At 53.2% G+C, this 19,991-nt stretch carries 16 protein-coding genes; 3 read left to right on the forward strand and 13 right to left on the reverse strand.

The window, feature by feature from the left end; all coding sequences use genetic code 11:
• Nucleotides 1–200 precede the first annotated feature (200 nt).
• The 3 genes from abgT to AC2FC2_RS20855 form a co-directional block, all read right to left on the reverse strand.
• The gene (gene abgT, locus AC2FC2_RS20845; RefSeq protein ID WP_490659854.1) at nucleotides 201–1,727 is read right to left on the reverse strand and encodes a p-aminobenzoyl-glutamate transporter; all 1,527 of its coding nucleotides are present in this window, start codon (nucleotides 1,725–1,727) and stop codon (nucleotides 201–203) included.
• Between the two features lie 103 nt (nucleotides 1,728–1,830).
• On the reverse strand, nucleotides 1,831–3,282 hold the full coding sequence (locus tag AC2FC2_RS20850; protein ID WP_490659855.1) for a M20 family metallopeptidase: 1,452 nt from the start codon (nucleotides 3,280–3,282) through the stop codon (nucleotides 1,831–1,833).
• Nucleotides 3,279–4,595: a M20 family metallo-hydrolase gene (locus AC2FC2_RS20855; protein ID WP_209637414.1), complete on the reverse strand. Its 1,317-nt coding sequence runs from the start codon at nucleotides 4,593–4,595 to the stop codon at nucleotides 3,279–3,281. Before AC2FC2_RS20855 ends, AC2FC2_RS20850 begins: the two co-directional genes overlap by 4 nt.
• A 271-nt stretch (nucleotides 4,596–4,866) precedes the next feature.
• Between AC2FC2_RS20855 and AC2FC2_RS20860 the strand changes: the two genes are divergently transcribed.
• Nucleotides 4,867–5,763 (forward strand): LysR family transcriptional regulator, encoded by an 897-nt coding sequence (locus tag AC2FC2_RS20860; protein WP_490659886.1) that lies wholly within the window; start codon nucleotides 4,867–4,869, stop codon nucleotides 5,761–5,763.
• Between the two features lie 30 nt (nucleotides 5,764–5,793).
• Here AC2FC2_RS20860 and AC2FC2_RS20865 read toward each other — a convergent pair whose 3' ends face one another.
• From AC2FC2_RS20865 to AC2FC2_RS20910, 10 genes are all read right to left on the reverse strand, one after another.
• Nucleotides 5,794–7,923: a TonB-dependent receptor family protein gene (locus AC2FC2_RS20865; RefSeq protein WP_490659856.1), complete on the reverse strand. Its 2,130-nt coding sequence runs from the start codon at nucleotides 7,921–7,923 to the stop codon at nucleotides 5,794–5,796.
• A gap of 160 nt (nucleotides 7,924–8,083) precedes the next feature.
• Nucleotides 8,084–9,220 carry an ABC transporter substrate-binding protein gene (locus AC2FC2_RS20870; protein ID WP_265555978.1) on the reverse strand — a complete coding sequence of 379 codons (1,137 nt, stop codon included), beginning with the start codon at nucleotides 9,218–9,220 and terminating at the stop codon, nucleotides 8,084–8,086.
• Between the two features lie 86 nt (nucleotides 9,221–9,306).
• The gene (locus tag AC2FC2_RS20875; RefSeq protein WP_490659857.1) at nucleotides 9,307–11,454 is read right to left on the reverse strand and encodes a phosphocholine-specific phospholipase C; all 2,148 of its coding nucleotides are present in this window, start codon (nucleotides 11,452–11,454) and stop codon (nucleotides 9,307–9,309) included.
• 123 nt (nucleotides 11,455–11,577) lie between these two features.
• Nucleotides 11,578–12,420: an NADPH-dependent 7-cyano-7-deazaguanine reductase QueF gene (gene queF / locus AC2FC2_RS20880; protein ID WP_209637422.1), complete on the reverse strand. Its 843-nt coding sequence runs from the start codon at nucleotides 12,418–12,420 to the stop codon at nucleotides 11,578–11,580.
• The gene (locus tag AC2FC2_RS20885) at nucleotides 12,398–13,294 is read right to left on the reverse strand and encodes a queuosine precursor transporter (RefSeq protein ID WP_037416671.1); all 897 of its coding nucleotides are present in this window, start codon (nucleotides 13,292–13,294) and stop codon (nucleotides 12,398–12,400) included. The genes queF and AC2FC2_RS20885 overlap by 23 nt, the downstream gene beginning before the upstream one ends.
• A complete protein-coding gene (locus tag AC2FC2_RS20890) occupies nucleotides 13,295–13,909 on the reverse strand; it encodes a helix-turn-helix domain-containing protein (RefSeq protein ID WP_209637424.1) in 615 nt (204 codons plus the stop codon).
• Between the two features lie 622 nt (nucleotides 13,910–14,531).
• The gene (locus AC2FC2_RS20895) at nucleotides 14,532–15,827 is read right to left on the reverse strand and encodes a cytosine permease (RefSeq protein WP_037416677.1); all 1,296 of its coding nucleotides are present in this window, start codon (nucleotides 15,825–15,827) and stop codon (nucleotides 14,532–14,534) included.
• Nucleotides 15,828–15,847: 20 nt separating this feature from the next.
• Nucleotides 15,848–16,537 (reverse strand): helix-turn-helix transcriptional regulator, encoded by a 690-nt coding sequence (locus tag AC2FC2_RS20900; RefSeq protein ID WP_490659858.1) that lies wholly within the window; start codon nucleotides 16,535–16,537, stop codon nucleotides 15,848–15,850.
• Nucleotides 16,538–16,562: 25 nt separating this feature from the next.
• Nucleotides 16,563–16,973: a GNAT family N-acetyltransferase gene (locus AC2FC2_RS20905; protein WP_209637428.1), complete on the reverse strand. Its 411-nt coding sequence runs from the start codon at nucleotides 16,971–16,973 to the stop codon at nucleotides 16,563–16,565.
• Nucleotides 16,974–17,317: 344 nt separating this feature from the next.
• Complete coding sequence (locus tag AC2FC2_RS20910; protein ID WP_490659859.1) at nucleotides 17,318–18,238, reverse strand: alpha/beta hydrolase; 921 nt, start codon at nucleotides 18,236–18,238, stop codon at nucleotides 17,318–17,320.
• 437 nt (nucleotides 18,239–18,675) lie between these two features.
• On the opposite strand from AC2FC2_RS20910, the gene AC2FC2_RS20915 reads away from it, so the two are divergent.
• Together AC2FC2_RS20915 and AC2FC2_RS20920 are read left to right on the forward strand one after the other, a co-directional pair.
• Nucleotides 18,676–19,464 (forward strand): winged helix-turn-helix domain-containing protein, encoded by a 789-nt coding sequence (locus AC2FC2_RS20915; RefSeq protein ID WP_265555982.1) that lies wholly within the window; start codon nucleotides 18,676–18,678, stop codon nucleotides 19,462–19,464.
• Nucleotides 19,465–19,489: 25 nt separating this feature from the next.
• Complete coding sequence (locus tag AC2FC2_RS20920) at nucleotides 19,490–19,936, forward strand: hypothetical protein (RefSeq protein WP_265555983.1); 447 nt, start codon at nucleotides 19,490–19,492, stop codon at nucleotides 19,934–19,936.
• Nucleotides 19,937–19,991: the final 55 nt, after the last annotated feature.

A 19,991-nucleotide genomic window follows, 5' to 3' on the forward strand; every position in this document is an offset into this window, starting at 1 on the left:
CGATCTCCTCCGGGGACATAATCAGTATGTCGGAAGATCTCTAAAAGTGAATGGTTCGGATTACAGGGATGCTTACAATGAAGGCTCCAGCCTGGATGCAGGCGGTAAAAATCGCTCTATCAACGGTTTCAACATCGGCATTGGCTACCGTTTCTGATAGTTGAATGAGTCAGGCCTCCCCGAAGGGAGGCCGAACACGCTTACCCCATCTTCGGATAGACCCCCGGCCCGATCGGCAGGCCGAGTGCGTACCACGCCAGCAGCAGCAAAATCCACACGGCAAAGAACACTAACGGATAAGGCAGGATCAGCACGTAATAGGTGCCGAGCTGGGCATCTTTGCGGTAACGCTGCAGGAAACCGAGGAACAGCGGCAGGAACGGAGACATCGGTGCCAACGGCAGCACCGAGGAGTCGGCAATGCGGAAGATCATCTGTGCGAACGCCGGGTGGAAGCCCAGCAGCATAAACATGGGCACAAAGATCGGCGCCAGTATAGACCAGATAGCAGAGCCGCTGGCGATAAACATGCACAGGAAGGCGGAGAGGAACATCAGGCCAAGGAACGCAGGGGCGCCGCTCATGCCGGCGGCTTCCAGCATGTCGGTCAGGCCGATGGCCATAAACTTGCCCATGTTGCTCCAGTTAAAGAACGCCACGAACTGCGACAGCGGAAACACCATCACAATAAAGCCAGCCATGCTTTTCATCGGCTCTATCAAGTGGTGGGGAATATCGTCAGGCCGCTTGATCTGTTTGGTCACCACGCCATAGGTAATGCCGACGGTGAAAAAGAACAGGATGATGATCGGCACAATGCCTTTAATGAACGGCGATGGGATCACCGAGCCGGTTTTCGGATCGCGCAGCGGGGCGGCTTCCGGCACCACCAGGGCGGCGATAATGGCGATAAACACCAGTGCGGCGATGCCACTCATCATCAGCCCGCGGTTTTGCAGCGGGGTCAGCGCCTCGATCTTGTCCTCCGAGCTGCCGTGCCATTCTGGCAGCCTGGGTTCAATAAACTTATCGGTCAGCAGTGCGCCGGCGATGGTCAGCACGATCACTGAGGTAGCCATAAAGTACCAGTTGTCGATCACACTGACGTGAACGGCGGCGTCTACCGCTTTGGTGGCCTCGGTACTGATCCCGGAGAGCAGCACGTCGGTGGTCACGATCAACAGGTTGGCGGTAAAGCCGGAGGCCACCCCGGCAATAGCGGCTAATAGCCCGGCTATCGGGTGGCGCCCCACCGCCAGGAACATCAGCGCGCCGAGCGGCGGCATCACCACCAGTGCGGCATCCGATGAAATATGGCTGAAGAAGGCGATAAACAGCACCATGTAACTGGCATAGCGGGCGCTAACGCGTGAGGCCATTTTGTACATCAATGCCTGCAACAGCCCGACTTTCTCGGCCAACCCTGCACCGATGACCAACGCCAAAATGGCACCCAGCGGCGCAAAGCTGCTGAAGTTATGAATGATATTCGGGAAGATCCACTGCATGCCCGCCACGCTCATCAGGTTATTCACCTTGATCAGCTCACCGGTGGCCGGGTTCTTCACCGCCACGTCCAGCCAGGAGAACAGCGCGGTGGCCAGCATTAAAACAACGATTAAATAGACGAACAGTAAAAATGGATTGGGGATTTTATTCCCGATGCGTTCTACCCAGTAAAAAACGCGGCCGGGGCTTTTATTCGCTGACGTTGTGACCTCACTCATTGACTTACCCTCTGTGTTTGTCCTGTTGTGTTTATTTTTTATTATTTGATTTAATTATAATTATTGTTACTGGCCCGGTTTGCGGGCCTTTGCAGCGTAGTCGTTATTTTAACGGTGAAGGTTTAATGCCCGCGGGGATCGGGCAACTGTAGGGGTGTTCTGCGCGTTGGCGTTTGAACTCTTGTCGGCAGTCTGCCAGAAGGTTGCTGTCGCTCAGCAGTTCGATGGCAGTGGCAGCCATGATCTTGCCCGCCAGGCACATGCCTTTGTGGGCGATAGAGGTACGGCCCTGTGCTACCAGTTGCCAGGTGTGCAGCGGGGTGCCGAATGCAAAGCACGGGCTGAAGCACTGCGCGGTCGGTGCCACCCAGCTGACGTCGCCTACATCGGTCGATCCGTACAACAAATCCTCCGATGCCACATAAGGTGCGACCTCATCCATCAACACCTTGTCACCCAACTGCTGTACCCATTCACGGCCAGCCGCACCGCCGGTACGGGCGATATTCAGCCTGGCATTGCGCAGGTCGTCCTTGTTCAGCGTTTGGCGGATCTCGGTGGCGAATCTGCGCTCCTCCTCACTGTATTCCGGCAGGCCGAAGTCACAGACATACCGATACATCACCTGCTCCATGCTGCGGTTCGGCACGTAGTTGGAGCAGGCCTTATCGAAACGCACCGTCATTTGGGTGTCGGTCATTAGCGCCGCGCCTTTAGCGATGTTGATCACCCGCTGGTAAATATCCTGCGCCTGATCGAGCTGCGGCGCGCGGATCAGGTACAGCACTTCTGCGTCGGCTTGCACCACGTTGGGCGAACTGCCGCCGGTGTTGGTCACCGCATAGTGCAGCCGCGCTTCCTGCACGATGTGCTCGCGCAGGAAGTTAGCGCCGGTGTTCATCAATGTCACCGTATCCAGCGCACTGCGGCCAAGATGTGGCGAGTTAGCGGCGTGAGCGGCGATCCCTTTGAACTGAAAGGCTGCCTGAATATTGGCTAAGGTGCTGGTGTTGAACATGCCGCTGAAGCCTTCGGGGTGCCAGGTGAGGGCGGCGTCGACGTCATCGAACAGCCCTTCGCGCACCATGAAGGTTTTACCGGAACCGCCTTCTTCGCCGGGACAACCATAGAAACGCACGGTGCCGGTCAAGCGCTGCTGCTGCATCCAGGCTTTCACGGCAAAGGCGCCCGCCAGCGCGGCAGTGCCCAGCAGGTTGTGACCACAGCCGTGGCCGTTGCCATTTTCCACTAAGGGTTCTGGTGTGGCGCAGCCTGACCGTTGACTGAGCCCGGCGAGGGCATCGTACTCGCCCAGCAGGGCGATCACCGGCTGGCCGCTGCCGAAGCTGGCGATAAACGCGGTTTCAATGCCGCCAACGCCACGTTCAAGCGTAAAGCCTTCCTGCTCCAACGCGTCAGCCAGCAAATTGGCGGAATAGGTTTCGGTAAAGCGTGTTTCAGGGTGATCCCAGATACTGTCGCTCAGTGCGCTAAAACGTGGCCGGTGTTGGTCAATGTAGTGATTGATAAATGCCAGCAGTTGCGGATGGCTCATGCTTTGCTCCTGAAAGTAGGCAGGTTCAGCGCCAGAGACGCCAGCGTTTTCACCGCAACCGCCATGACCTGTTCGTTAAAATCAAACTTCTCGTTGTGGTGCCCCGCGCTCAGTTCGGTACCGAAAATCACATAGGAGGCCTGTCCACCGTGGGATTTGACCCGTTCCATCATGTAGGTCGCGTCTTCTGAACCGGCAGCCTGCTCGCGGCGATCAACGACGGAGGACAGCTCTGTGATGCTCTGCGCCTGTTGGTGGATATAGTCCACCCAGGGTTGGGTTGGTTTGCTGCTTTGTGCCGCCCCCATCAGTGTGACGTTGTATTCCACACCGTGCATTTTGGCTGCCCCGTCGATCACGTTCAGTGCCTGTTGGTAGACAAATTCGTTGATGGCGTTGGTGGCGCCACGGGTTTCCACTTTCATAAAGGCCTGATCGGCAATCACGTTACGGCCAGTGCCGGCGTGCAATACGCCGACGTTGATGCGTGAACTGCCTTCGCTGTGGCGTGGGATGGCGTACAACCCTAATGTGGCCTGCGCCGCCGCCAGCAGGGCATTACGGCCATCTTCCGGTTTGGCACCGGCATGGGCGGCTATGCCGCGGTAGGTCACATCCAGCTTGCTGGTCGCCATAAAGCTGTCGCTGCCGCACACCAGTTCACCGGCGGGTACGCCAGTGCCAATATGCACCGCAGTGAAGAAATCAACGTCGTCCACCACGCCGGCTTCCACCATGGATTTTGCCCCGCGGGTGCCTTCTTCCGCCGGTTGGAAAATCAGTTTGATGGTGCCGCTAAGCTGTGGTGCCAGGCGCTTGAATACGTGTGCCAGCCCCAGGCCAATGGTGGTGTGGCCATCGTGACCGCATGCATGCATCATGCCGCTGTTGCAGGAGGCGAACCCTTCGCGGAACGGCAGGTGGTCCGGCTGTAGCTTTTCGTTGAGGTCGAGCGCGTCCATATCCACCCGATAGGCGATCACCGGGCCAGGGCGTCCGGTGTCCAGCGTGGCAACAATACCGGCGAAACCGCCGGAAAAGTGTGGCAGCCATTTTTCCAGCGCACCTTGTTCACGGGCGCGTTGTTCTTGCCTTTGTAAGGCTTCGGCTGACGGAAGCCCCATGCGTGCATCGGCATTAATGACTTCGCGGCCCAGTTGCAGGCGATAGCCCAGCTTGTCCAGTTCTTCAGCCACCAAAGTGGCAGTGCGGAACTCAAACCAACCGGACTCGGCATAGCGGTGGAAGTCACGGCGCCAGGCCTGGAGTTGCGGGTACAAATCGGTCACCAACATCGAAAGCGGATTATTCATTGGGATATCTCATTAGTTATCGCGCCCAGATAAACGCTGGGCAGCAGTGGTGCTCTGAACTGGAATCAGAGGGTGAAACTATTTAATGAAAATGGCGTATTTAGTGACTAACTACCGTGAAGAGCGCTTATCGCCGCAGAAAATGTGCTTAATTAAGCGAAATAAGAATTTGGTTATTTATTATGTTTTTTTCGAATGTACACAATGGAATCAGGCTAAATAAGATGCCAATATCTTGCTATTGATAAACAACGGTTATCACCCTTTGCCTATGCCCGCCTCAATAAAATTGCACCAATTACGTGCGTTTGTCGAAGTCAGCCGACAGGGCAGCATCCGCGCCGCCAGCCGCACCTCACGCCTTTCACAGCCCGCACTGACCAAGTCGATTCAGGAACTGGAACAGGTGCTGGGAGCCAAGTTGTTTGTTCGCCGTAGTCAGGGTGTGGTGCTGACCGACTGCGGCGATAACTTTTTCCAACATGCCAGTCTGATCCTCGAAGAACTTCGCGTAGCGCAGGAGGATATTCAGCAACGGCTGGGGCTGGCAGGGGGATCGGTGAATATCGGCGTCGGCGGCAGTATTGCGCGAACGGTGATGCCACAGGTGATTACCCAGTTTCATCGTGAATACCCGAAGGTTAAAGTCAGGATTGTTGAAGGGCAGTTGGTGTCGATGATCCCGGAACTGCGCCAGGGTGAACTGGATTTTACCGTCAATACCTATTACCCCAGCAGCCTGGATAACGAATTGCAGTACGAACGGCTGATGGAGAAAGAGTACAAGGTAGTGGTACGGAAGGGCCACCCGATGGAAGGGGCCACGTCGCTCAAGCAATTGCAGCACTGCGACTGGACCATGCCGACGCCAAAAGGCAGCTATTACCGGCTGCTGCATGATTTGTTCGGGGATTTGGGGATGGCGCCGTCGATCAGTGTCACCTGCGAGACTTTTATGGCCTGCACCAGCCTGGTGGCGCAAAGTGACTTCGTCAGTATTTTATCGGTAGATGTGATCTCTGATCCGATATTGGGCAAGTATTTGGTGCCGCTGGCGCTGGAGGAAAGTCTGCCAAAGGCGACGTTTTATCTGATTCAGCGTAAAGACACCACGTTGACGCCGATGGGCGCACACTTGGCGCGCTTGTTTCGGCTGCACTGTCGGTGAGATTAGCGCCCCCGAAGAGGGCGCTGATGCTTAGAATGCCACGGAACCCTGCACAAAGAAGGTGCGCGGTTCACCGACGTACTTACCAAAGTTGTTGTCGTTGGAGCGGGTGAAGTAGCGCTGATCGAACAGGTTTTTTACCCCGGCACCCAGCGTCAGGTTCGACAACTGCGGCCCAAAGTTATACTCCCCACGCATATTCCACACCATATACCCGGCGATGTTACCAAACTGGCCGTCGGCGCTTTCCTGGGTCACGTAATCCGGCCCGGTGCCCGGAGAGTGCTGCTTGGACTGAGCATAGCTGTCCAGATTCCACACCCAGTTACCTGTGGCGTAGCGGGTGCCGACGGTATACACCTGGCGTGAATAAAACGGCAGGTCTTTACCGGCGAAGTCGCCTTTGTCGGTGCTGGCCTTGGTGTAGGTGTAGCTGGTATAGACGCTGGCGCCGTCCAGCATGCGGCTGAGTTCGCTGAGATCATAGCTGAGTGCCAGCTCGATCCCCTTGTGCTTGGTCGCCCCCATGTTGGTCCAACCCACATCGTTGCTGATGTACTGCAATTGGTTGTCGAAGTCGATGTAGAACAGCGTGGCTTCGGCTTTGACGATGGTGTCGTCATAGCGGGTACCGAACTCATAAGTATGGGCTTTTTCTGCTGTCAGGCCCGGTGCCGGCTGGTTGCCGTTGCCGCCTTTGGTCAGCTGGAAGTATTGCATGCTGCCGAATGAGGTATTGGCGTTGGCGAACAGCTTCCAGGCGTCCGACATGTGGTACATGACATTCAGTGACGGCAGCGGTTCGCTGTAGCTCTTCTCGCGGCTGATGTTGTTGAATGAATCATCGACATGGGTGCGAATGCTTTCATAGCGTAGGCCAGGGGTCAGCGTCCAGTTACCGACGTTAATGGTGTCGTCAATGTACAGTGCGTGGGCCGCCGTGCCGCCGGAGGTGTGCTGGTAGTAATCCGGGGTTTCCGGCGTGGAGCCGATATTCGCCGGGTTGTACCAGGCTGAGCGTGAGGCTTTCTCGTCCATGGTTTCGTTCAGGTAGCGGTAGCCGAGGGTGATCTCGTGCGCCATGTCCCAGAAGCGGAAGAGCTGCGAATAGCTGGGTTCAATCGCCCAGGTGGAGTAGTGGCGCGGGTAAGACACCATGCGCTTCATGCCGGCGTTTTTGCCGGTGCCTTCCGATTCGATACTGCTACCGCGATAGCTGTCGGTGAAGTAAGTCAGTACTTCGAACTGCTTATCGTCTTCCTGGTGCTTATATTTGAACGACATGTCCTTGCGACGGCCTTCAAACTGGTCCCACGGGCGGGTCGACTGGAACGGGTTTTGTGCGTACTGCGCGCTGCTTAGCCCGCCCGGCATTCCTGCTTTGGCATCGTAATAATGGAAATTGGCCAGCAACTCATCACGATCGGTAAACGCATAGCGCGTTTTCAGCATGAAGTCGTCGATATCCGTGTTGTCATTATTGTCGCGATAGCCCTGGCCGTGCAGGCCGGAATACAGCAGTTCTGCGCCGAAGCCGTTGTCAGCGGTGCCACCGAGCGAGGTGCTGGTCAGGGTTTTCAACCCGCCGTGGCTGGCCCCCTGGGTTTGCACGCTGGCTGAGCCACCAAAGGTCTTCGGAATGTCTTTGGTGACAAAGTTAATCACGCCACCGACGTTTTGTGGCCCGTAACGCACCGCACCGCCGCCACGTACCACGTCAACCGACTGCAGGCTGCCAATCGACAGCGGTGCCATCGACAGCTGTGGCTGGCCGTAAGGGGCAACCGCCAAAGGTACGCCGTCCATCAAAATGGTGGAGCGGGGAGAGAGGCGAGACGTCAGGCCGCGCACACCGACGTTGAGCGAAATATCGCTACCGCCGGTGCCGTTGCTGTCGCGTACCTGTACGCCAGGCACGCCACGCAGCGTATCGGCGATGGTCTGATCGCCTTGCTCATGCATCTGTTGTTCGGTAACGATGGATCTTGCGCCAGGGTGGTTAAGCAATACGGAGCTGGTGTCGGGGTTATCCAGCCAGTTGCCAACAACGGTTATGTTGTCAGTGGGCGTTTGGTTTTGAGATTTATTATCAGCAGCAAGGACGGGTAGCGCCATGGCAACGGACGCTGCCAACAGAGAAAGACGAAAAAGGATTGACATAATAATGCCTTAAAAGTTTCAAACCCAGATGTGTTTTTTTAGAAATGACAATCTTAATGATAATTATTGGCAAGTAAATAACTTTGTTGCGGAATAATTCAGCGGGCAATTAAATGACGACAGGAACGTCAGGGCCCGGCTGACGGGCCCTGTGTGAGGATTATTTCGCGGTGACCCAAAACACACCGCTGTAATCCAATGCGGTGAATTTGTGGTGTACCATTTCAATATCCGCTTGCGGATCAATATCTTTAAATAAGTCCGGATGCAGGAATTTGGCGATCGCCTCGACCGCGATGAAATTCAACGGCGTATCATAGAATTGGTGATAAATCGCCATTACGCGTTTTTCTTTGACGGCCTTCAGCACGTTCAGACCGGTGCGGTTCATCAACACAGCCAGCTTTTGCTGAGTGGTGGCGGCATCTGTCGCGTAACCCAAGGGGACTGCCATCGTGCCTTTATGGCCGCGACTCCAGTCAGCACCCGTCATCAGATAGAAATCCGGGTTGCTGGCGATCATCTGCTCCACATTGACTTCGCCGCCCATTTCCGCAAACAGCGTGCTGCCGATGTTGTTGCCACCGGCGGTATCAATAAACTGGCCAAAACTGCCTTTGCCGAAGGTGTTGCAGCATTGCTCGCCTTTCATGCCGGCACTGCGTTCGATAAACACACTAGGGCGTTGCTCTGGCTTGAGCGTCGCCACCCGTTGGCGTACCAGAGCGAGCCGTTGCTGGTAGAGCTGAATAAAGGCATCGGCGTTCTGCTGTTCATCAAATACGTTGCCCAACAGCTGCATGCTGGCGACGGTGTTCGTGAGGGGTTGTTGGCGGAAATCGATAATCAGCACCGGGATGCCGATTTTTTCCAGTTGGGTCAACACGCCGCTGTCTTTCAACTTGCTCAACAGGCCGATGTCGAAAATGATCAGATCTGGCTTACGAACCACCGCGCTTTCAACGCTGAAATCACTGACGTATGGGTTATCAAACGTGGGGATCTGCATCACCTGCGGGAATTTCTTCGCGTAGGCCTCCACCAGATCTGGCGCTTTGACCTTCAGTGAATTGTCCCAAGCGATGATGTTTTTCAACGGCTCCTGCGGGTGCAGGATATTCAACGCCAGCAGTGCACGGGCATCAGCCAGGATCACGCGTTTCGCCGGTTGTGGCAGGGTAACCTGGCGGCCGGCAACGTCGGTCACGACGATTGGCGCAGCCTGAACGGCACTGGCTAGCAGCAGGGCGCAGGCGGCCAGCCAACGGCTGGTTTTGGCAATAAGAACGGCGAGCATGGAGATCCTTGAGCATGGGGCGTTGAATAAAGAAGCTAATGATAATCCATATCCTTTCGCTTTTTGAACACCCCAGTGCGGATATCTTATGCTTTACCCATGAGTGGGTCGCTGACGCTGTGTTCGCCCGTTTCCAGCCTGCCCGCCAACCGCCGTCGCCAGCCATGGGAACCTTCTAGTGAAAGATCGTACCAGCCGCCGCTGGTTTTGGCGTCAAAGGCTTGCTGATGGCGGCCACCTGCCGGCAGTTCAATGTGCCAAGGGCCATGTTGCGTATAGGGGCAGCGGGCGATCGTTACCGTTGTTGTCTGGCTACCGGGGTTCGTGAGCGTGAGCGACAGGCCGTCACCCTGTGGGTTCAAACGCACTTCCGGCTGTGATTGGAGAAGGGTGCCGCGTAGTTCACGGTGAAAGCCGTTGGGGCCGAGTAGCCACAGATGGTATTCGTCTGTTGTTGACCAGTTATCGCTGACGGCTTTGCCAGCCTCGACGGTATAGCGCTGTGGGATCTGATCCAGATTCAGTCGATCGTAAACGTGGAATACCGCGCCTTGCGCCCCGGTATTGTAGAGATTGAGCGTCACCCTGTGCTGCTCGGGGTAGCTGGTGGCCTCAACGTGCAGTTGATAAGGCAGTGCACGTGATGGACGCGCCAATCGGGATTGGTGTGGCAATTGCTGCTTGTCCACGGGGGGCAGAGGTACCTGCGGCAACTGTTCCTGCCGTTGGCGCAGGCTGTCGGCGGCGTGGCGACTGATGGCCGGCAAACGGGGTAAGGTTTCTCCGTTCGGATCGACAAAGTTGAACGCGGAGGTGAGATCGCCGCACACCGCCCTTCGCCAGGCACTGATATTCGGTTCATGCACCTGAAAGCGTTTCTCCAAAAATTGCAGTACCGAGGTGTGGTCGAACACCTGTGAATTGACCCAACCGCCACGGCTCCAGGGCGATAGCACCAGCATGGGCACGCGTGGCCCGGGGCCATAAATACGGCCGTCCGGTGGGGGTTGGTCCTGCGAGCCCGGTGGAGCAACGTGTTGAAAGATTTCACTGTCGAACGGCACCGTCGATTTGCCGGCAAAGCTGCCATCTTCGCGTAGCGATGGCGCGGAAGGTGAAGGCATATGATCGAAGAAACCGTCGTTTTCGTCGTAATTGACCAGCAGTACGGTCTTGCTCCACACCTCGGGGTTGTCGGTCAGCGCATTGAGAATTTCTTGCGTAAACCAGCCCCCCTGCACCGGACTGGACGGCCCGGGATGCTCCGAATAGGCTGCCGGTGCGATAATCCAACTCACCTGCGGCAGTTTGCCCTGCTGAACGTCGGCGCGGAAACCGGCTATCATCGCGCCCAAATCATTGCCGTTGGCGGCGGGCAGGGTATTGCCATTCCCTTTGTACAGCGGCGCTTCGGCATTGAGTTCATCGCGGTAGGGCACAAAGGCGGTGAAGTCTTTCGGCGGCTGCGCCGGATTACCGACCTTAACGCTGGCGGCGCGGTATTGGCGAAAACCTGCCAAGGGGTTGTCGGTGAAGTTATCCGGCAAAAATTGATAGACCTTCCAACTGACGCCACTGGCTTCCAACCGCTCAGGATAGGTATGCCACTGGTAACCGACCTCTACGGGGCCGGGGCTGTCCCATTCGTTAACCACGACCGCGACGTCGGCCGCAGTCGGGCCGTTGGTCCCGGTCCAGTGGAACAGGCGGTTGGTATTGGTACCGGCGTGGATCGAACAATGATAGGCGTCGCACAGAGTGAAGGTTTCTGCTAGCGCAAACTGGAAGGGCAATTCGTGGCGGCGGTAATAACCCATCGAGGTCGGCGTTTTGTACGTGGGCCAGGCGCTCATGCGGCCGCTGTCCCAGGCGGACTGTTCGTCTACCCACGAGTGGGGTGTTCCGCTAACCCGTTGAGCATTTCCGCGTTTGCTGTCCAGGTGATAGGGCAAGACCAGTCGATCTGTCCCTTGTTGTTGCCACACATGGCGATCGTCGGGCAATGGAATGGTAATACGATCGCTAAAGCCGCGCACCCCAGGCAGCGTGCCGAAGTAATGATCGAAAGAGCGGTTTTCCTGCATCAGGATCACGACGTGTTCGACATCGTTAATCGTGCCGGTGCGGTTATTGGCCGGTATTGCCAGGGCTTTACGGATCGATACAGGTAACAGTGAAAAAGCCGATCCGATGGCGGCAGCCCGCAGTACTTCTCTGCGCGAAAAATCAGGCATGCGTCGTTTTACTCCCCAAGGTTTGCTTTGAAGATAGTCGTTAACGACGGTAATGGCGAAAAATAACAAGGAGATGAAAGGGGGAGAAATAATGCCCCGCATCGGGGCATTATTGAGGAAGGCTTATTGCCTGATCAGGCGACCCAGTGTTGGTTCGGCTTCAAAATCGCTGCGGAACGGGTTGATGTCCAGACCACCGCGGCGGGTGTAGCGGGCGAAAACGCTGAGTTTTTCCGGCCGGCAGCTTTGCTTGATGTCGTTAAAAATGCGTTCGACACACTGCTCGTGGAACTCATTGTGCTGGCGGAAAGAGATCAGGTAGCGCAGCAGGCGCTCGCGATCGATTTTCCGGCCTTGATAGTGGATCACCACGCTGCCCCAGTCCGGTTGGTTGGTGACCAGACAGTTGGATTTCAGCAGGTTGGAGGACAGCGTTTCCGTCACGGTTTCCGCTTGATCGCAGGTTGCACCGTGCAAATATTCTGGTTTGAAGTCAAAGTCATCCACGGCGATGTCCAGATCGTCAATATTGATGCCCGGCAGGCGATCTATTTGCGATGAATAACCGTCCAATCCTGGATAGAGTTTGACGCCGACCTGACCGTTGGCGGCCTGCGACAGATCTTTTTGCATCGCGGCGCTCACCTGTTCAACGCTGTCAAAGCGCGTCTGGTTAAAGCTGTTGAGATACAGCTTGAATGACTTGGACTCAATCAGATTGGTGGAAGAATGCGGCAGAGTGAACTCGCCAATGCCAACCACTGGCTTGCCTTTGGCGTTGAGCCAGGACAGTTCGAAGGCGGTCCATAAATCCACGCCGTGGAACGGCAGGTTTTGTTCATCTACACCGATCAGATCACGGCCGCGTGCGCGCGGCAGGGCCTCGAGCAATTCGGGAGCATACTGGTCCGGGTAATCGGAGTTAGCGCCAAGATGGGTGATTTTATCTTGTTTTTTGATATGCATATTCGTTGCTCCTTGCAAGATCGGTATTGATATAGCGGTTAAACAGACTACGAGCGGCGTAAATCGGGCCGACGCCCACCAGGGCATAGACCACCTTGATCAGGAACTGCGACAGGATCATGGTTTTGATGATGTCCCAGCTCAGGACGTTGTAGAACGCCAGTGTACAGAACACCACGCTGTCGATGGCTGAGGCGACAACGGTACTGGTGATCACGCGCACAAACAGGTAGCGGGAGTTGGTCAACTCTTTGATTTTGCAAAGCAGGTAGGAGTTAACATTCTCGGAAATTAAATAAGCCGCAGAGGAGGCAACCAGTACCGCCATAATGCTGTGGACGATACCGTCATAAGTTTTGCTGAACTCCCATTGTGGAATGCTCGGCACCAGGGTGGTGGCCCAAACGCCCAGCACAAAAATCAGGTTGGCCATAAACGAGATGATGATGGTGCGCCTGGCCAATCGTAGTCCGTAAAACTCGTTTAAAATATCGACGAGGATAAAAGTGAGAGGATAAATAAAAATGGCTGGTGGTGTGATCAGGTTTAACGCGGGAATTTGAATCGGCTTTACGCCGCACAGCGTTGAAAAGATATAAATCACGCTGAGTGCCACGGTAATGATCAAGTAGGCGTACCAAGAGCGCTCATGGCGATCGCTAAGTTCATAAGCGGTTTGCTGCTGATTGTTGCCATAAATCTTGCGGTACAGTGCCTGCAGTTCATGTCGGCTAAGATCTTCCGATATTTCGCTGTCGGCCAGCTCATTGAGCCCCATAGTGATGGTTTTGCCGGTGGCTAATACCATGACATTGGCCGCGAGGGTGCCATGCCGGGTAAAGCCCAATAGCTTGAACTTTTGATTAGGTTCCATTTATAGCCTTTCTCCAAAGATATAACCCAGGAATTGCACGGTATCCTGATTGTTTTTCTCCATGCTGCTTTCTTCTTTGTCATTAATGACAAAGAAACCGTTTTTTCCCGAGTGATACAATAAAGGCGAATTGCAAACCAGCACCGGCGGGCGTTTTATAATAATGACCTCGCCAGGGATAAATGAACCTTTTATTTCGGTCTCTATTTTCATTGCTACCATATTTGACTCATCGCCGAAGAAATAAGTCAAAGGAAACTCTGTCACCAACTGCCCAATCTTCCAGCCCGTAACGGATAAAAATCGCGATTGAGGAATAACTGGAATGGCAGAAGGGTTTTTATTCCCTTCGGTTGAAAGGGTTTCGTTGAGCAGCTCCAGTTTTTCCAGATCATAGTCTTCGATCTCCTCACAGGAAACGCCAAAGAAGTCTGAAATCCGGTTAACGGTGGCTTGCTGCACATTGTTGACCTTGCCATCCAGGATTTTATAGATGGTGGTGCGTGTCAGGCCAGTACGGTTAGAGAAGGATGCCTTGGTTTCGCCCCGTGTGCGCATCAGATATTCAATATTCTTAATGATGTTGACTTTGCGCTGGGCGTTAGTGGTCTTCATAAGCATTCCTTACAATATTCTGGCCGGCTTTACTATATCGCACGTACCGGCATTGTCCAGAACGGACACAGAGATTATGCCGGTAACCGGCTGATTACACTTTAAAAATGAAAGGGGCTCTATCCCTTGCCGTGGTCATGAAGGCTTTTATTAATGTGCGCATAATGAGAAATAAAGGTAATCAAATATAAATCAATTACTTACGTCTTAATCTGTAAAAAGTGAACACAAAAGTGGGTTTTGTGTCTACTTTTGTGTTGACCAGAGTGGATTTTGTGAGCTAATGTTCACCCATACTGAAGTGTTTATTGACGATCAGAAGGGTTAATAGGCAATCGTCTGACTGCTTCTATAATAAAAAGCTCGGAGAGGGGGCGTTTCCATTCTCTGAGTATTAAAGGATGTTTTAGCTACTGACACCAGGGAATTCCAATTACGCCATCGGCTGTAACGCTACAGTTTAAAACCCACCAATCTATATTGATGCCAGTCGGCTAGTTAGCCGACCGATATCTATTTATGCCTTGACGTTATCACTCAGCGATTCTATTTCTTTTTCTACTTGTTTCTTATTTCACCACTCTCCGGCAGTGAGAGAGTGGAGAATATCACCCAGGCCAGATTAGCTTTGTGCAGACGCCGGTTTCTGAGAGCGGCTCACTGTCAATTTGAGCGCCCAGTACAGCAGGCTGGCGGCCAGTAACGAGTTGATGGTAGGCACACCCCACTCAGTCACCAATCCGACGATGCTGCCGGCAATACTGGCGATGATGGCCGCCCAGCCAATGGTTGGCGTCTGGTCAGGCAATTTTCCTTCCTGGCGGCTCTCATCCAGAATCTTACGGTGAGTGCGCAACAGATAATAATCAACCAACATAACGCCGATAATCGGCGGGAATACCACACCAAGCACCGTCAGGAAATCGACAAACCGATCCAGAATGCCCAATACGGAAAGTGTGGTGCCCAATACGCCAATCACTAACGTGGTTGCGGTGTATTTCAGCCTTTTACCGGTCATGCCTTCAACGGCGTTGACGATACCCAGTGACGATGAATACAGGTTGAGGTCGTTAACCCTCAAGGTGGAGAACACGACGACCAGTAAGCCCGCACCGCCGGCAACTTGCGACATGATGGTGACCACATCCGCCGTGCCGAGCGTTTTGGCAATCAGCAGCGCCAGGCCGTTAACCACGAACTCTCCGGCGACAATGGTGAGAATGGTCACGCCAAATACATGCTTGCTGTTTTTTGAGTAGCGCGTTAAATCGGGGGTCATCAGGCTGGCAACAATAGCGCCGCCGACCACAATAGTGATACCGGCGCTGATCGACAGCGGATCACCCGGCGGCATAAGTTGGATAATCTCCGGCAGATTATGGCCGGTGAGGGTGATGTAGGAAATATAGGCCACCAACATAATAAACATCGGCACCGCAATTCTGGCGGCAATGCGCAAGGCCTTGAAGCCAAACGCCACCAGGATGGTCAATAGGGTGCCGGACAGCCCGGCCGCCAGACCAAAGCCCAGTTTATTGCCAAGGGCGAAATCCAACGATTTGGCGAAGATGGCATTTTGTATGCCAAACCAACCCAGCAGGCTGACAGCGACGACGACACCGATCAGGACCGAACCCAAGCGGCCGAAACCGCACCAACGGGCGAGCAGGCTACCGGAGATCCCTTCGCGCATCCCCGCCAACCCGAGGCCGTAGGTCACTACGCCAAAAATCAGGCTGCCGACAAAAATGGCGGTGAATGCATCGATCAGCGTCATGGAATGGCCCAACACGGCGCCAAGCATAAACTGATCCAGAGCGGTCAACATGCCCATATGCACGATAGCTACGCTTAAAAAGGAGACTCTTTTATCCTGAGGTACCCGGGTTAACGGATAGTCTTCAATTTTGATCACGGTGAGGTATTCCTTGCTATTTAAATAAACTGGATGCCTTTCGCTATCAGGCGATCGGGAATATAGCTGTCCAGACGCGCATATTTGCAAAACTCCTCAAACTGCTGCTGTGTGTGGACATCAGATTTCTGATAAATGTTATATATTCTGTTTTCTATGGTTTTATTGCTGATGTTATATATTTTGGCTATTTCTTTCACCGACAGCCGTTGCAACATTAAAAAGATAACGTCCAGTTCAGCACGGGTAAAAATAGTGCTGTTGGTTTCCGTGGTTAATACGCTGGGTTTATGCTGATTGATATAATTAAGCGGGGATAATGTGTTGAGCGGCTTGGCGTTCCACATCACCCCGAAGACTTCTTTCTTATCGTTGTAGATGGGCAGTTTTTCGCTGATAAACGGTGTCAGGCTGTCTTTCCCATACCAATAATGGGTTTCTATCACGGCAACCCGATCGCGTGAGATCTCAGTCATTTTGTCATGCTCGACAAAATCGGCGGCAGATTCGGCCCAGTCGGCGGGGAATTCGTCGTCTCGCTTACCGGCTATATCAAAACTTAATGGCGTGTTGGTATAGAGGTAGGCGGCCCGGTTCATGTAAAGATGACGGGATGCCAGATCCTTGATGCCCCATGGCTCACTTAAGTGCTCCATCATGGCAATCAGGCCCTTCAAATAGAATTCATTACTTTTATCGGGCGAATCCATTCTGACCTCACCGATTAAGATTGGGTTATAACTTTTTCGCCAGGTAGTGACGCGTATGCTTTTTGGCATAATCGCCTAAGTTGCCGTAAACCTGATAGCCCAATTTTTCATAAAAGCCTCGGGCCTGGAAGTCGAAAGTATCGACATAAGCCATGTGGCAACCGCGCTTCTTGGCTTCTTCTTCGGCTTGTAACATCAATTGGCGGCCATAGCCGCTTTTCTGATATTGCTCGCCGACCCAAAGATACTGTACTTCAAGCCCGCCCCACCAGGTTCTGGCAACCAGGCCGGCGACGATTTTGCCTTCGTCATCGGTAATGGTCAGGAACAGCGGGTGGATATCGACATGTTCGGTTTTTTCGTTGTGAGCCCACAGGCTATCAATGACGAACTCTTCATCTTGTGGGTTTGGTTGATCGGTAATATTGATATTCATTGTTGTAATATAATTCCCTGTGATAATAATTGTTTTTGCAATCAATTTGATGTCTACCAACGGGTTTAACTATCACTTTTCATAATGTATTACAAGGGTGGTTTTCACCCGTTCCCGTCGGTGGGGCAAACCTTTATATTAACTGTGACGGGGCTAGAAAATAGCGCAATACGCGGTAATAAATAGCGGTAAATCCTGTCCAGTCAATCTCTTCTTATTGTGCCTCACCAGGGCCTCCTTCAGAAAATACATTAGCCATTCAGGCTCCACCGGTAGAGCAAGCTAACTTGCCAAAGGGGAGCCGCCATGTTCAAAATTCCCCAGAGTCAGCAACTGTAATCCCATCATTTATCCTGAGCGGTACCCTTGGCGATGTCTTCCAATGCAGGTGCGATAGCCGCACTGAACATAGCACCGTGATCCAAGCCTGGCCATTCCCGGAAATCAACCTCAAGTCCCTTTAGCGTACCCAACCGTTCGGCCAACTGCTGAGCTGCATCTGCGGGAAGTGGAGCCTGCTTGACATTGGGCGGTGCTGAACGCATTTTCTCGCCACCGCCGGTCCATAACCACAGATGGGCAGATAACGCAGGATGTCGATCAATAACCCGTTGTGCTTCTTGCAGAATAAAGCCTTTGCCCCACCAGATAGAGGGTTCAACCGCGACGTAATGTTGGAACGCCGCTGGCTGGGTTAGCAGCGTATGCAGAACGAACAGACCGCCGTAAGAGTGTCCCCACAGCGTTTGCTGTTGAGGATCAACGGTAACCTTCGCTGCAACTGCCGGTTTCACCTGACGTTCAATCAGTTGCAAGAAGGCATCTGCGCCGCCATTGGGCCGCATCCCACTGGTTTGCAGTGCGGCCGGGGTGTAATCGTAGCTGCGGCCATTGGCATCGATACGCAAATCGTTGTCATAACTGATCAGCACCAATACCGGCGGCTGTTTTTGTGCTGCAAGCCGTGCCAACAAGCTGGCATTCAGCTCCATCAGTACCGCGTTGCCGTCCAAAAAGTAGATGACCGGATACCCAGCCGGTGGCGGGGCGATACGCGGCTGCGCGATGCGGATGCGGTAATGGCGCTGGCCATCCACTGAATTGAACCGTAAATCACTGAACTGATAATCAGGTGACTGTGTATCGGCGATGGTCACGCCAATTTTACGTTCCAGATCGGGCCTGGCCTGCACCAGCATGGGGGAGCCAACGCCGATAATCAGCGAGATGACAAAGGTAAGACTGCGAAGAAAAGAGGATGCCATGCTGAGCCTGTTCAACTGAAAAACCTCGATAATAACATCTCATCAGTAAATGGGGGGTATGGCCGTTCAGCGGTCGCCATAAAAGTAAAGCAGCCCGGTGATGTGCTCAGTGGGTTGATAAGGGGGGAGGGCGAAGCTGGATTCAGAATGACCCAATCACCAACCCACTGTACGTAGAGAAACCCATCCCTCATATTGTCGTACCTGAATATCAAAATCGGGTTCGGAAATTCACCCTATCAGGCCAGCTGGCGGTATTTCTTTGCCAATAATGACGTTAATAGTTACCCAAGGGCCGTTAATGTTTTTCAATAGGTTATTGTTTTATATAAAATTACATCATTTAGTTAGGAATTTTCTTAGTCATTGTTCTGTGATAATATAACCATGCTTAATAAAGGTGAATTATTGTTAATTAGTTTGTAGGGCAAGGGATTATGAAATATATAATTAATAATAATATTAAATATCATGAAGATAGATCTGAACTGGTTGTACTGAATGATAACATCCCGCCGGTTGCCTTGACGGCAACCCTGAATCGCTTGCTCTCCGCCTTGGTCAGAAACAATAATCTGGTGCTTTCTCGCAATACGCTTCTGATGCAGGTCTGGGAGGCGCATGGGCAAGTGGCCTCCGGCAATAATCTCAATAACACCATTTCTATCCTGCGCAAAATATTCGCTTCGCTCGGCGAAGAGGACATTATCGTTACCTTGCCCCGGCAGGGGTTTATGTTTACCGCCGCGACGCTGGAAACGGCGGACAGTTTGGCTGCCGATTTACCGGCTACTGAACTCCCGAATGACATGGCGCAGACATTGCCTGTTGTTTCGCCACGTTTTGCTCGTCTTAAAGGTGTTGCTTTAAGCACACTGGTTCTGTTGGCTGCCGTCAGTGGCGTTTGGGCCTGGTCGGACCTTGGATATTCACCGATTAAAACGAGGTCCGTGGGTAAAATAGGCAGCTGTGACGTTCAATTCATTACGTCTTACCATAAGGTGGGCTCCGGCCAGGTCGATTTGACCCATTTGAAGGAACTGTTGGCGCAAAAAAACGATATCAAATGCACCGAGCCAGCGACGCTATTTTTTTACGACACCTTATCGCTAATGCCGAATGCCGCCGGGCGATTCAGAACCTCTTATTTCTATTATTGTCCTGAGAAGCAGGTGAGTTCTAGCCAAGTGCAATGTGAGAATTTTTATGAAAATAAGGACTTATAGTTTTTTTCGCCGTTGCGGCTATGGGATGGCAGCACTGCTGGCGCTGGTTGTCTGCGGCATTTCCGCTTACGCGTTGTTTTTTAGACCCCAGCTCCCGGAGTGCCAGGCGACATTATGGGTGACTAATCAGCTAAAAGATAAAACGATGCGGCGCGTATTGCTGATTAGCATCGCACCAGAAGGTACACGACGGGCAAAGGTGTTGATTCACGGCAGTTTTTTCGACGGATATGTCAGATACAACATTGACCGTGCGGTGATAATGGATTATCAACGCCAAGGAGATAACTATACGTTTACCGTGCGGGAAAACAACAATAGACCGGCGGATTCGCTAATAGCACCCGAATTGAATCGGCGTATGCCAATGCAGGGGCAACAGTATCATTTACGTATTGAACAAATAGACAGCCAGCGCTTCTTATTTGTTGGAAATTACGCTCCGCTTTTTGTCTGCAGCACTGTACGGTAAGTTGTATCCCCTTGGAGTAAGACAGCCAAGGGGACTAAAAATCTGACCCTGGGGG

The sequence above is a fragment of the Serratia sp. CoH_122_TC_1 genome (assembly GCF_058191755.1).